This is a genomic window from Streptomyces sp. NPDC022910 (genome assembly GCF_055561075.1).
In genome coordinates, this window is sequence record NZ_JBVHHL010000003.1 from 86589 (window position 1) to 100062 (window position 13474).

Sequence of the window (13474 nt, forward strand, 5' to 3'; positions counted from 1 at the left end):
GCCTACTATGGCCTGACTGCTCCTCGCGGCTCCGTGTGGGGAGCTCGTCAGGGGGGTGCACATGTCACGTTTCGTATGGTGGTCCGCCGCGGTCGCGGCCGCGGTGCTGATGACCGGCTGCGGCAGCGGTTCGTCCGGCGGAGGCGGGGACGACGCGAAGGGCGGGTCGGATTCCCCGTCGGCGTCACCTCTTGCGGCCTCCTCCAAGCTGCCCACCTCCCTCACCTCCCAGAAGCTCGCCTGGGGCCGCTGCAAGGGCGCGTCGGCGCCCGGCGGTGACTGGCAGTGCGCGACGCTCAAGGTGCCGCTGGACTGGGCCAAGCCCGGGGGTGAGACGATCGGCCTGGCGCTGATCCGTTCCAAGGCAAGCGGAGGCAGCCGTATAGGCTCGCTCCTGTTCAACTTCGGCGGTCCGGGAGGCTCCGGCGTCTCGACGATGCCGTCGTACGCGAGCACGGTCGCCAAGCTACACGAGCGCTACGACCTGGTGAGCTGGGATCCGCGCGGGGTCGGCGCCAGCAAGGGCATCCGCTGTCGCGGCGACAAGGCGATCCAGGCCGCCGAGACCGTCGATGCCACTCCGGACAACGCCGCCGAGGAGAAGGCGTACCTCGCCGACGCCGCCGACTTCGGCAAGGGCTGTGCGAAGGCCGCCGGGAAGCTGCTGTCGCATGTCTCGACGACCGACACGGCGCGCGACATGGACTTGATGCGCCAGGTACTGGGTGACCGGAAGATGCACTACTTCGGCATCTCCTACGGCACCGAACTGGGCGGCGTGTACGCCCACTTGTTCCCGAAGAACGTGGAGCGCCTGGTGCTGGATGCCGTCGTCGACCCGACCGCCGACAGCGTGGGCCACGCAAAGAACCAGACCCGTGGCTTCCAGCGCGCGCTGGACGACTACCTCAAGTCGACAGGCCAGGACCCGAAGCAGGGCTCCCGGAAGATCGCGGACCTGCTGAAGCGGATCGACGCGAAGCCGCTGCCGACGTCGTCCGGCCGCAAGCTCACCCAGACCCTGGCCCTCACCGGCATCGTGCTGCCGCTCTACAGCAAGGAGAGCTGGCCCACGCTCGCCGCCGCGCTTCAGGCGGCCGAGGCGGGCGACGGTTCCGCACTGCTGAGCCTCGCCGACGCCTACAACGAGCGGGACGCCTCGGGGCATTACGGCACGACGACGCACGCACAGCGGGTCATATCGTGCCTGGACGAGAGGCAGCGGCCGACGTCCCAGAGCATGAAGAAGCTACTGCCGGAGTTCGAGAAGATCTCACCTGTGTTCGGCGACTTCCTGGGCTGGGACACGGCCGGCTGGTGCCACGACTGGCCGGTGGCCGGGCAGTTCGACCATCCGGAGGTCAGCGCACCCGGAGCGGCGCCCGTCCTGGTGGTGGGCAACACCGGGGATCCGGCGACGCCGTACGAGGGCGCCCGAAAGATGGCCGACGAGCTCGGCAAGGGCGTCGGTGTCGTGCTCACCTGGAAGGGCGAGGGGCACGGGGCGTACGGGAGCGGGAGCGCCTGCGTGGACTCGACGGTGAACGCGTATCTGCTGAACGGGACGGTCCCGAAGGACGGCAAGGTCTGCTCATGACGATTGCGGGGGCTTCGGGCACCCGCGGTACCCGAAGCCCCCGCAATCGGAACGGGGGAACCAGCGGTTGAAGTCGTTCCGGTTGACCGGGCGGCCCTGATCCCGATGGAAGAGCAGGGCCGCCGTGACCGGCGCGCCGTCCACCGCTCGCCACGGCAGCGTCACAGCGGCAGGAGGTCCTGGCTGATGTGTTCCTCGACCGACCGGGCAACGCTCTCGGGCAACGGGACCGTACGTGTCTTGCCTCCCTTGGGCGGCGCGAACACGGGGCGGTTACGGATGAGCTTGACCTGGCGGATTACGTGCACCACTCCCTCGATGAAGTCGACGTCTTCGACCGCCAGCCCCAGCACCTCGCCCTGACGCAGGCCGCATCAGCCAGCCAGATCCACCATGGCAGCGGCGCTCCGCAGCAGGTGAGGTCGTGACCACCTCTTGAGGACCGAAGCTTCCCAAGCCGAGGGCTTTTCGAAGCGATCAACTCAGCGCCGTCGCCTCAACCCGGCTGGCGCGGCTTGCTCCCGTCGACGGCGTCGCACCGTGGCTGAGGCCGGTGGGGGTGCAGCGAGACGTACGCGCGCCTGATCGGTCAGCGCACCCGCCGTCGTGGCTGACTGCCGTCGGCTGAGGTTCACGCGGTAGGTGTCCGAGGCATCCGCAGTCGACCAGCCGGTGGATACGTGTGATCAGTCTTCACCCACCTGCAACAACACCACAGTGAAGCGCCCGTCGGTTCCCGCAACGACACCGTCGAAGGTATGCCGGGTTACCGGGTTCCATGCCCGTACCCGGCGCGAGAGGTCGCTGATGTTCGTGTACCAGACCGCCTCGTAGCCCAGCAGGCGCACGACACGTTCCGCCGTTCTGCGAGCGTGGGTGCGGTCACGGCGTCTTGAGCCCGGGAATGCCAGGTCATCGGCCGCCAGGTACGTCAAGAGTTCCTGGGCGCGCTCGGCGTCGATCTGCGAGAGCGCGTCCTCGATCTCCACTGGTGTGTCCGGGCCAACTGCACCTTCCACTGCGTAGTGCTTCCAAGCCTGTTCGGCCTCGGCGGCCACTTGGCGAACGAGTTCCGGAACCGATCCGCCGGCCTCGTCGACCACATGGCCGAAGACCCCCTCGTCTCGCGACAACGAGCCCGTAAGACTACGGAGGAGTACGAGGAGCTGCACGAGACGTTCGAGGCGCTCGGAGCCTCCACCAAGCTCGTCTGTCTGTTCTTTACGGCCGACCCGGAGAACGGCATCCACGCCATCCATTGGGGAGACGCCCATCTCGAACCGGACCGCACCTTCACCTGGCTCTACAGTGAGCAGCTCCGGGTTGCTCCCCAGCCGCTCGTGTGACGGCTCAGAGCGGGCGCGATCTCGATCACCTCGGCGGCGAGCGGGCAGTCTCCTGGGCCGTCCCTGGGCCGTGCGAGGTTGACCAAAGCTGACAGACGGCACCCGTGGGTGATCGCCCCCACCCCGTTCTGGCCTGGGCCGGTGGAGTTGATCTGCGACACTGCAAGGGTTATGCCGAAGCCCGGAGAACTGGCAGTGACCGGGCAGCGGCAAGCCCCCTACCAGCGCGTTTGGCGCGGATAGAGGGCCTGGCATGGGTCACGGGGGATGTCGGGACACCGGGGACCGGCATCGTCCCGGGGACCGGGAGGCGGGGATGCGCCATGCCGGCTGCACGTGCTACATCCAGCGGATCCAGTCACCGTGCGGGTGGGTGAAGGCGGCAGGTGCGCCGTCGACGGTGAGGACGAACGGCGAGGTCTCGAACTGGGGCGGCGTGACGTCGGCGACCACGCCCGGCGCCTCGTTCGCGATCCATACGACGTCAAGCTCGCGGGCCAGCCCGGCGAAGTCGGCGCGGAGCTGCGGCCCGACGTATGCCAGCACCGCCGAGTGGAAGACCACAACACGCGCGTCCCGGGGCGCCTGCTCGACGAGGGCCGGCAGCGCTTCGAGCAGGTCGCCCTCGTGCACAGGCACAGGATGGCGCTGCGCGGTTGCCAATGCGGAGACGAGGCGTTCGCGGCGGGCCGTCTGCCCTGGCCACACCAGGCACTCGAGCCAGGACCGGTCCCAGGGATCCGACGGATCGAGCGGGTTGAGGTCGATGCCGGCCGCCCATGCCACCTCGGGCATCCGCAGTTCCGGGTGCGGTCCCTCCGCCCGGCACCGGAGTGTCGGCGCCTGTGGGTCACGGCCGGTCAGGTGTGTGTGGCCGTAGTCGTAGGAGTACCGGTCGACGTGCAGGCACAGTCCGGCGCTCGCGCCGACCTCGACCAGGGCGAGCGGCCCATCGAGCGCAGCCAGCGCGGGCAGAAGCGTTGCGCAGCGGCCCGGTTCGTTGGTCTGGGTGCGCCGGGACAGCACCATCGCCCGCAGCTCCCCGGCCCGCGTGGTGGCCAGCTCCCGCAGCGCGTCCACGTCGGGCACCGTACGGAGCATGTGGCGGGCCGCGGCGAACAGCAGGTTCGGCTGGCGCTTGTCGGCGGGCAGAGCGCCCAGGAAACCCAGCACGTCCGGGTCGGACGCCACCGCGAGGGCCAGCGTCTCGTAGGCGGGGGATCGTCCCGCCGCCTCGTGCTCGGCGAAGCGGCGGTAGTTTTCCGCCGTCGTGACCCGGTCGTCCAAGCCCGTCATCGCCATGGCGTGATCATATGGGCCGCTCCGGAGGTTCCGGTAGATGCGCGGACCACGTAAACACGGGAAATCGCCACATCACCGTGTTGAGTAGCTGCAGGTCAGCAGCGCAGCGCGCCTTCGGCGCGCGCCGGGGGCGTGGTAAATCCCGTGGCGCGCGCCGGGGGTGCTTCTGTCTGCCCTGGCGTGGGCTGCTGCGGGCCCGGGACGCTGGAGGGGTTCGTTCCGGCCGAAACCGAGGTCTCTGTGATGCCCGTGAGCTCGCAGGCCAGCATGGTGCCGAGGGCCGTCCACGGGAACCGTGGAGTGTTGCTGCGAGCACGTGCGTCAGAATCCCTGATCCACCCTGGCCCTCCCGGAACGGCGTACCGCTCGGCCGTTGAGGGAGGGGCTCTGGACATGGACGTACTGCACGAACGCTGCGCCGGTGTAGACGTCAGCAAGAAGGACGCCAAGGCGTGCATCCGCACCCCGAGTACGAAACGGCGCGGGTCGTTCACCAACCAGACCACGACCTGGGGCGCGACGACGAACGCCGTGCTCGCCCTGCGCGATCACCTGCTCGCCGCCCAGGTCACCCTGGTGGTGATCGAGGCGACCTCGGACTACTGGAAGCCCTTCTACTACCTGCTGGCCGACGAGTTGAACGTGATCCTGGTCAACGCGCGGCAGGTCAAGAACCTGCCAGGCCGCAAGACCGACGTCTCAGACGCGGCCTGGCTGGCCCAGCTCGGCGCCCACGGCCTGGTCCGTGCCTCATTCGTCCCGCCGCAGCCGGTGCGCGAGCTACGGGACCTGACCCGGGCCCGGACCCAGATGACCCGCGAACGCGGCCAGATCGTGCAGCGGCTGGAGAAGCTGCTGGAGGACACCGGAATCAAACTCGCCGCGGTCGCCGCCGACATCATGGGCGTCTCCGGCCGGGCCATGCTCGAAGCCCTCATCGCCGGGGAACGCGACCCGCAGACCCTCGCTGAGCTGGCCAAACGCAAGCTCCGCAACAAGATCCCCGAGCTCACCGAGGCCCTGACCGGACGCTTCCGCGAGCACCACGCGTTCCTGACCCGGCTGCACCTGGACCACTACGACCAGCTCACCGACGCGATCCGGCAGCTGGACGAACGGATCGAGGAGACGATGGCCCCCTTTCGAGGCACCCTCCACCTCCTGGACACCATCCCCGGGATCAACCGGGCCGTCGCCGAAGTGATCATCGCCGAGACCGGCGGCGACATGGCCCGGTTCGCCTCCGCCAAACACCTCGCCTCCTGGGCCGGGGTCTGCCCCGGCCACCACGAGTCCGCCGGCCGCACCAAGAACGCCAAGGTCCGCCCCGGCAACCCCTACCTCAAGGGCGCCCTCGGCCTGGCCGCCTTCGGCGCGGTGCGAACCAAGGACACCTACCTGCAGGCCCGCTACAAACGGCTGACCTCACGCCGCGGACCGCTCCGAGCCCTGGTCGCCGTCGAACACTCGATCATCACCGCGATCTGGCACATGCTCACCGACAACGTCCCCTACCACGAACTCGGCGGCACCTACTTCACCCAACGCGACCCCGAACGCGCCACCCGCCGCGCGATCAACCAGCTCAACCAGCTCGGCTACACCGTCACCCTCAACCCGAGGGAGCACGCAGCCTGACCGGCAACCCCGGCCACCCGGCAACCCCACGGCCACCGGGCGTCCAGTGCTGCCCACACCCACCCTGACCTGCTGTTATTTACGCGTCAGGGATCGGTCCGAACGCTCCCGGCAGCAGGTGCGGCTCGATCAACTCGACCGCCGAACCTGCCGTATGGTCTGGGGCTGCTCCAACCGACACGTCTGATGGAAGTGGGTCGACCGTCGGACCGCTCCGTAGGAACTCTGCCACTACCCGGATGTGATGGAGCGATGACACGGTTGATGTCGTGGCCGACTGGCCGAACGTAGGCTGGAATCATGGCCATAGCAGCAGGCGAGTACGCGATTGGCAAGCAGGTCGGTCGGTTGCTGATGCGCACCGCTCGCCAGGGCATGGCCGCAAGGGTTGGACATGACCTGCTCATCGAGGCCACCGAGTGGGAAGGCCACGTCAGGGTGCCGGCGGACCCCGCGACCCAGCCGACGGTGGTGTCAGTACGCGTGGACCTGGGCGCGCTGAAGGTCCTGGAAGGCACCGGCGGGGTCAAGCCGCTCAGCGACGCCGACAGGCAACAGATCCAGCAAACGATGCACAAGCTGCTGCGTGTCGATCAGCACCGATATGCGGCCTTCACCTCCACAGGCGTGGAGATCCACGACGACAGCGCAACTGTTGAGGGAGATCTGACTCTGGTTGGGCAGACCCGTCCGCTCCGCTTGGATGTGCGACAGCGAGAGGACGGCAGCGTCAAGGGTGCCGGGAGCGTGGTGCAGTCCCAATGGGGCATCAAGCCATACTCGGGCTTCTTCGGCGCCCTCAAACTTCGCGACGCCGTCGACATCGAGGTCACCACCGGTCTTCAGGAGATCGACGCACCAGGCTGACCGCAGCGACGGCAGTCCTGACGGCAACGACGGTGTACGACGGCGAACCCGTGCGACGGCCAGCGGAATCAGTCACAGCCGCCCAGGCCCAGTCCGAGGGGCGTGCCCGCATCTTCTAAGCGCCCGCTCCAGCACAGCACGGGCGATGGCGGCTTAGATCGGATGTGGGAGGAGCCTTCTGCCGACCCCTGCCGACCACACCGTGAGTTCTGGCAAGCGCAGCAGAAGCGCGCTCGAACTCCTAAAGCGGTGCTCCTGGGAACGGGCGGCCCGGCGCGCTCTCCGGGCCGTCTCCGGGCCGTACGAGGTCAGCCGACGCCAACCGACAACGACAGAAGCCCACGGCATCTGAGCTGGTCAGAGCCGTGGGCTTCTGCTGGATCGCTGGTCAGCGAGGCCGGTGTTCAGTACACCGGCTTGTCCGGCTCGATCTGGTTGACCCAGCCGATCACTCCGCCGCCCACGTGGACCGCGTCCGCGAAGCCCGCCGACTTCAGGACGGCGAGGACTTCCGCACTGCGGACACCCGTCTTGCAATGGAGAACGATCTTCTTGTCCTGCGGGAGGCTCTCCAGGGCGGTGCCCATGAGGAACTCGTTCTTCGGGATCAGCCTGGCGCCCGGGATGGAGACGATCTCGTACTCGTTCGGCTCGCGGACGTCGATGATCTCGATGTTCTCGCCGTCGTCGATCCACTCCTTGAGCTGCTTGGGAGTGATCGTCGAGTCGGCGGCCGCAGCCTGGGCCTCCTCGGAGACAACGCCGCAGAAGGCCTCGTAGTCGATGAGCTCGGTGACGGTCGGGTTCTCGCCGCAGACCGCGCAGTTCGGGTCCTTGCGGACCTTGACCTGGCGGTACTGCATCTCCAGGGCGTCGTAGATCATCAGTCGGCCGACGAGCGGCTCGCCCGTGCCGGTGAGGACCTTGATCGCCTCGGTGACCTGGATGGAGCCGATGGACGCGCACAGCACGCCGAGGACGCCGCCCTCGGCGCACGAGGGGACCATGCCCGGCGGCGGGGGCTCCGGGTAGAGGCAGCGGTAGCAGGGACCGTACTCGGACCAGAAGACGGAGGCCTGGCCGTCGAAGCGGTAGATCGAACCCCAGATGTACGGCTTGTTCAGCAGCACGCACGCGTCGTTGACCAGGTAGCGGGTCGCGAAGTTGTCCGTGCCGTCGACGATCAGGTCGTACTGGCTGAAGATGTCCATCACGTTGTCGGCCTCGAGCCGCTCCTCGTGAAGGATCACGTTCACGTACGGGTTGATGCCCTTGACCGTGTCGCGCGCGGACTCGGCCTTGGAGCGGCCGATGTCGGACTGGCTGTGGATGATCTGCCGCTGCAGGTTCGACTCGTCGACCTCGTCGAACTCCACGATGCCGAGCGTTCCCACGCCCGCCGCGGCGAGGTACATCAGCGCCGGCGAGCCCAGGCCGCCGGCGCCCACACAGAGCACCTTGGCGTTCTTCAGCCGCTTCTGCCCGTCCATCCCGACATCGGGGATGATCAGGTGGCGGGAGTACCTGCGGACCTCGTCTACGGTGAGCTCGGCAGCCGGCTCGACCAGGGGTGGCAGCGACACGGGGACTCCGTTGGTCGGTCAATCACTACGGTTGTTCTCCCCGTAACACTGCCACGCCCTTCTTCATTCCGAGACACCCGTTCCGATACGCGAGACAATTTCGTCCCAGTAGCCGGGCATGGCCTCCCAGGGATCGGTGCGGCCGCCCCGGTCCGTGCGGTCGGTGAACCAGATCGTTGCGGCTCCCTGCCAGCGCGCGATGCGCAGCGCCTCGTCGAGGTGGCCGCGGGGCACGCCGTGCACGAAGTGGCAGAACCGCTCGGGCGGGTAGCCGGCGGTCCACTCGGCCACCTGCGACCAGCGGTAGTCGCTCCAGGAGCCGGAAAAGGTGACCAGCTGGTCGGCGTTCTCGGCGTATCCGGGATACGGGTGGGTGCCGTGCCCCAGGACGATGTGGGCCGGATCGAGGAGCGCGCGGAGCGTGGTGACCGTGCGGCGGACCTCGGGGAGCGCGGCGCGTTCGGTCGGGCAGCGGTCCAGGAGGAAACCGTCGACCTGGTACCAGTCGAGATACCGGTGCGCCTCGGAGATCAATTCGCCGAAGGGGCGCGCGCCATAGGTGAGGTCGAGATGGCCGAGAACACGGATGCCCGCGTTGTGCAGCCGTCCGGCGGTTTCCAGGCAGTGCGGGTCGGGGCGTGTTCCTGGACCCCCGCTGACGTTGAGGACGGCCCAGTGCACAGGGGTACCCGGGCGGGTGAGTTCGCCCCACTCCATCGGGGCGACGAGGGGGTGTGCATAGCCGGGGATGCCGAGGCCGGGGCCCAGGCTGGTGTTCGCGGTGCCCGCTGTGATGCTGGTCAGATGCGGCATGCCGCCTCCATCCAGATGTCGGCGAGGGATTCTTCGAGGTTGATCCGGGGCCGCCAGCCGAGCCGGTCGCGGGCGGTGCGCACATCGGCCTGCTGCCAGCTGCCGCAGCCGTCCGGGTAGGGGTAGGCGATCGGGGCGGCGTGCTCCGGATCGTTGCGCGGGTGACCGATGGGAGAGCGCATCGGGCCGGGAGGTCCGTCGAGTTCGTGCAGGGTGCCGCCGTAGCCGGCCACGCGGGCAAGGACGGCCGCCGCGTCACGGAGGCGCACGGCACGGCCGGAGCCGATGTTGATCACTCCCTGGGCGGCGGAGAGGGACGCCGCGTGGACGGCTCGGGCGACGTCGCGCACATCGACGAAATCGCGCTGGACACCCAGACCGCCGAGCTTGAGTTCGCCGTCGCCGGACTGCATGGCGCGGCGCAGAGCCTCGGCGAGTCGGCCGAGCGGGGATCCGGCGGGGGTACCGGGCCCGGCGGGCGAGAAGACGCGGAGCACGACGGCGTCGAGCCCCGAGCCCAGGACCAGTTCGGTGGCGGCGAGCTTGCTGACGCCGTACGGGCCGCCGGGGCGCGGGACGGCGTCCTCGGCCGTCGAGGAGCCGGGCTGGCTGGGTCCGTACTCGGCGCCGCAGCCGATCTGCACCAGGCGGGCCCCGCAGCCGCTGCGGCGCAGCGCCTCGCACACGGTGGCGACGGCGACGGTGTTGTGCCGAGTGAGTTCGCGGGCGCCGCCGCGGATGGCGCCGGCGCAGTTGACGACGACTCCGGGGTGAACGGCGTCCAGGAAGCGGGTGAGCGCGCCGGGGCTGCCGGACGCGAGGTCGAACCGTACGTCGGCGTCGTCGCCACGGCCCAGCGCGGTGAGCTGCACGGCCGGATCGGCGAGCAGGCGGTCGGCGACGAAGCGGCCGAGGTAGCCGTTGGCTCCGATCAGCAGGACCCTCATCGGGCGGCTCCCGGGGCGGATTCTCCGGTTCGGGAGGTGATCATCTGGCGTTCTCCTTCGGGGGTGGTGCCGTGGGATGAGAGGGGCCCGCGGTGTCGGCCCCGCGGGAGAAGGGGCGCCGGGGACGAGTCCCCGGGCAACGGTTGCGGTTCATGCGGCCGGAGGTGGGTGTCACGAACCGGAGCTCAGGGGGATCCGGGCGGCCGGGCGTGGGCCGAGGCCCGGGTCAGGGCGCGGATCGCGTGGACCAGCAGGACCAGGGCTGCCGACGCGCAGACCAGGGCCGGGACGGCGTCCGCGCCCCATGCGTCGGCCAGGGCCCTGACCGGCGTGGCCAGGAACGCGCAGCCGGGGAGGCGGCCGGCGAAGCCCGTGGCCACAGCCGCGGCCTCGGCGGCGGCCGCGGCAGGGAGGACGACGGCCGGGGCGTGGCCGAAACCGTGCGCGGTGAGCAGCCGGGCGAGCAGCAGGAGAGCGCCCAGGGCTCCGGCTCCGGCGTACGCGGCGGGCTCGCCGAGCAGTGCTCCGCACAGTGCCAGCAGCGCGCCCAGGGCGCAGAGGAAGAGGCCGAAGACGCCGAGCAGCAGCGGTATGACCGAGGACGCGAACTCCTCCAGGCCACGGCTGGCGGCGAGTCTGCGGTGGGCGCGTATGGCGAACAGGCGCGCGCACCAGGCGGCGGGGCCGCAGGCCAGAGCGAGAGCGAGGACGGGCGCGGTGGCCAGGGGCCAGGGGCCGTCGGGGCCGCCGTCCAGTGCGGCGCGCAGCAGGCCGCCGCCGAGGAGGGCGTGGGCGAGCAGCCAGCACGTCGCCGCGCGTGCGGCGGTGGACCTGGCGTGGGCGGGGGCGCGCAGGGGACCGCGACCGAGCGCCGCGCACAGGCCGCACGCGACGGCGAGCACGCCGAGCGCGGCGACGGCGAGGCGTAGCAGGCCTTCGGTGGTCCGCAACCCGATGACGGCGGCCGTGCACAGCACGCCCGGGAGCAGGGCAAGGACGGCCCACGCCCAGTGTTCCCGGGAGCCTTCCGCGGGTGCGGACCGCGGTGGGAGCGGCCGGTCACCGTCGCGTGGCACGCGCGCGTACATCTCCTCGGCGAGCGAGAACACGTCCCGGTGCCGGAAGCGGGCGGCGGTCCGGTCGGTCAGGCCGTGCGCCTCCAGGCCGGCGGCGATCTCCAAGGGATCGACGGCGCGCTCGCACAGGTCGCGGTGCCGGTGCATGAGGGCCTTGACGGGATCGACGGCACCGCGGCGGGCGGCGGGCCTACGGGCCTGGTGGGCGCTCCCGGTGGGTGCGGGGCGCGCGGCACCGCCGGTACGGGGCGCGTGCTCGGGCGCACCTGGCTCCGTGCGCGCCTCGGCGCAGGGCGGTGCGTCGAGCGCTTCCCACTGCCCCACCCGTCGGTGCTGCGTCGCGCCGGATTCCCTGCGGCCCCCGACTCGGCCTGGTTCGTCTGCGCCATCCGGAACCGCCTCGTCCACCCGCACGGCCGTCTCTGTCGCCGTGTCCGTGTCCGCGTCCGCGTCCGCGTGCTTCTCCCACACCCCGACGAGCCATTCCTCCGACCGCGCGTCCCAGGGCCCGGGGCTGTCAGGGGTGCCGGGGCGGTCCAGTTCTCCCACGTCGCTCATCGCGCGCCCTCCGCCACAGGGACGGGTTCCTGGAGCCGCCCGGTAGCGTGCACGGGTGGGATCGCCTCGCCCGGCTCCCATGCCCAGCGCGGTCTTGCGCCCGGGGACCGTACCTCGGTCCAGCGCCCGGGCAGGTGCGACTCCGCCGGCGCTCCGAAGGGCAGGGGCTCCCCCGAGTCGTCCACGAGCACCCGCCGCACCGGCGCGTGGGAGACGACCTCCAGGTAAATGCCGTGAAATGCCGCGACGTTCTGCTCGACCGTGAACAGTTCGAGGGCTCGCGCGCGGGCGGCTGCGCCGAGGCGTGCGCGGCGTTCGGGGTCGTGCAGCAGGGCCAGGCACGCCTCCGCGAGCGCCCGCGGGTTGCGCGGAGGGACCACGAGGCCCGTACCACCGATGACCTCCACCACCGCGCCCACGTCCGTGGACACCGTCGCGCGGGCGCAGAACATGGCTTCCACCAGGCTGATCGGAAACCCTTCGACGACGCTCGACAGGACGACGACGGCCCCGGCCGCGTACGCGTCGGCCAGGTCGGGCACCTCCGGGCCGCCGATCTCCTCGAAGGAAACCGGATTGTCGCCGACGGCGTGCACGCCCTCGGCCTCGTCGGGGAAGAGCTGCGCGGCCAGCGCCCTGCAGTGGCCGAGGTAGGCCGTGCCGTCGGGGTCCGCCGCGGCGCCCACGATCCGCAGCCTGGCCTTCGGCTCCTCCTTGCGGACCTCCGCGAAGGCGTGCAGCAGCGAGATCAGGTCCTTGGCAGGTTCGATGCGGCCGACCCAGACCAGCGTGCAAGGGTCCGCGCCGTCGGCCGACTCGCCCACCTCCGCGAAGCGGGACGCCTCCATGCCGGGGTAGACCGTGCGCAGCCTGGCCCGGTCGGCCCCGCACCGCTCCTGCCAGCGGCGGGCGTGGGTGTTGCCGGGCGTGATACAGGCGGCCCTGCGGTACACCTCGGCGGCCAGCCGCCGCTGGAAGGAGGCCAGCAGCGCGCGCACCGGGGGCGCTTCCTCCGGCGCCCCCAGGTAGTGCGCCCGCAGCGTCACGCCGTACTCGGTGACCAGCAGCGGTACCCCGGCGAAGTGTCCGGCGAGCAGCCCCGCGAGGGCCGCCGAACCGCCCGTGGTGGCATGGCAGAGGTCTACCGCGCCGAGCCCGTCGTCCTCGTACCAGTCGAGTGAGAGGGGGCGCAGCGCGCGTTCGACCTGCGCGCACACCTTCAGCAGATCGGGGACGCGCGCCGTGCGCGCGGTGCGCAGGGCATGCGGCGCGCGACAGGCCCGTTCCAGGGCGCGCAGGGCGGTCTCGGAACGCAGGGCTCCGACCAGTCCGCCCTCGTCACGGGCGAGTTCGGCGAGCGCGTACAGGGCGCTGCTGAAACGGTCCGCCTCGGGGCCGACCGGTTCGGCCGCTTTCTGTGGTGTGCCTGGCTCAGGTGCCGTGCAGAGCGCGGCGGCCAGCTCTTGGTACGCCTCGGCGAACCGCCGTCGCGCCCGCCGCCCATAGGCGGCCCCCTGGTCCTCCGCGGTCCACAACGGCGCCGTCCGTACCCGGCTGACCTGTGGTGGCAGCGATATCCAGCCCTCGGTGTCCTGCCGCTCGGTGCGGCTGAGCGCGTAGATGTCGAACTCATGCTGCCCGAGCCCGTGCACGAGCCGGTCGCACCAGAGCCTGACATCACCACTCACATACGGATAGCCACCCTCCGTAAGCAGTCCGATGCGCACGAGTGCACCCCCGATCTCCC

At 70.5% G+C, this 13474-nt stretch carries 12 protein-coding genes; 4 read left to right on the top strand and 8 right to left on the bottom strand.

Going from position 1 to position 13474, the window contains the following annotated elements:
* Window positions 1–61: 61 nt before the first annotated feature.
* Window positions 62–1597 carry an alpha/beta hydrolase gene (locus ACZ3TS_RS03745; protein WP_467613449.1) on the top strand — a complete coding sequence of 512 codons (1536 nt, stop codon included), beginning with the start codon at window positions 62–64 and terminating at the stop codon, window positions 1595–1597.
* A gap of 161 nt (window positions 1598–1758) precedes the next feature.
* Here the strand turns inward: ACZ3TS_RS03745 and ACZ3TS_RS03750 are convergent, their stop codons facing one another.
* Window positions 1759–1950 carry a site-specific integrase gene (locus ACZ3TS_RS03750; RefSeq protein WP_467613450.1) on the bottom strand — a complete coding sequence of 64 codons (192 nt, stop codon included), beginning with the start codon at window positions 1948–1950 and terminating at the stop codon, window positions 1759–1761.
* 333 nt (window positions 1951–2283) lie between these two features.
* The gene (locus ACZ3TS_RS03755) at window positions 2284–2700 is read right to left on the bottom strand and encodes a hypothetical protein (RefSeq protein WP_467613451.1); all 417 of its coding nucleotides are present in this window, start codon (window positions 2698–2700) and stop codon (window positions 2284–2286) included.
* On the opposite strand from ACZ3TS_RS03755, the gene ACZ3TS_RS03760 reads away from it, so the two are divergent.
* On the top strand, window positions 2701–2943 hold the full coding sequence (locus ACZ3TS_RS03760; protein WP_467613452.1) for a hypothetical protein: 243 nt from the start codon (window positions 2701–2703) through the stop codon (window positions 2941–2943). It abuts the gene before it with no gap.
* 339 nt (window positions 2944–3282) lie between these two features.
* Here ACZ3TS_RS03760 and ACZ3TS_RS03765 read toward each other — a convergent pair whose 3' ends face one another.
* Window positions 3283–4245 carry a DUF2332 domain-containing protein gene (locus ACZ3TS_RS03765; protein WP_467613453.1) on the bottom strand — a complete coding sequence of 321 codons (963 nt, stop codon included), beginning with the start codon at window positions 4243–4245 and terminating at the stop codon, window positions 3283–3285.
* 393 nt (window positions 4246–4638) lie between these two features.
* On the opposite strand from ACZ3TS_RS03765, the gene ACZ3TS_RS03770 reads away from it, so the two are divergent.
* Window positions 4639–5883 (top strand): IS110 family RNA-guided transposase, encoded by a 1245-nt coding sequence (locus ACZ3TS_RS03770; RefSeq protein WP_467613454.1) that lies wholly within the window; start codon window positions 4639–4641, stop codon window positions 5881–5883.
* 300 nt (window positions 5884–6183) lie between these two features.
* On the top strand, window positions 6184–6750 hold the full coding sequence (locus ACZ3TS_RS03775; RefSeq protein ID WP_467613455.1) for a YceI family protein: 567 nt from the start codon (window positions 6184–6186) through the stop codon (window positions 6748–6750).
* Window positions 6751–7154: 404 nt separating this feature from the next.
* On the opposite strand, the gene moeZ is transcribed toward ACZ3TS_RS03775, so the two are convergent.
* From moeZ to ACZ3TS_RS03800, 5 genes are all read right to left on the bottom strand, one after another.
* Window positions 7155–8333, bottom strand: coding sequence for an adenylyltransferase/sulfurtransferase MoeZ (moeZ, locus tag ACZ3TS_RS03780; RefSeq protein ID WP_467613456.1), 1179 nt, complete (start codon window positions 8331–8333; stop codon window positions 7155–7157).
* Window positions 8334–8396: 63 nt separating this feature from the next.
* The gene (locus tag ACZ3TS_RS03785) at window positions 8397–9146 is read right to left on the bottom strand and encodes a spherulation-specific family 4 protein (protein ID WP_467613457.1); all 750 of its coding nucleotides are present in this window, start codon (window positions 9144–9146) and stop codon (window positions 8397–8399) included.
* Complete coding sequence (locus ACZ3TS_RS03790) at window positions 9134–10093, bottom strand: NAD-dependent epimerase/dehydratase family protein (protein WP_467613458.1); 960 nt, start codon at window positions 10091–10093, stop codon at window positions 9134–9136. The genes ACZ3TS_RS03785 and ACZ3TS_RS03790 overlap by 13 nt, the downstream gene beginning before the upstream one ends.
* Before the next feature lie 185 nt (window positions 10094–10278).
* Window positions 10279–11727, bottom strand: coding sequence for a hypothetical protein (locus ACZ3TS_RS03795; protein ID WP_467613459.1), 1449 nt, complete (start codon window positions 11725–11727; stop codon window positions 10279–10281).
* The gene (locus tag ACZ3TS_RS03800; RefSeq protein ID WP_467613460.1) at window positions 11724–13454 is read right to left on the bottom strand and encodes a DUF3492 domain-containing protein; all 1731 of its coding nucleotides are present in this window, start codon (window positions 13452–13454) and stop codon (window positions 11724–11726) included. Before ACZ3TS_RS03800 ends, ACZ3TS_RS03795 begins: the two co-directional genes overlap by 4 nt.
* Window positions 13455–13474 lie beyond the last annotated feature (20 nt).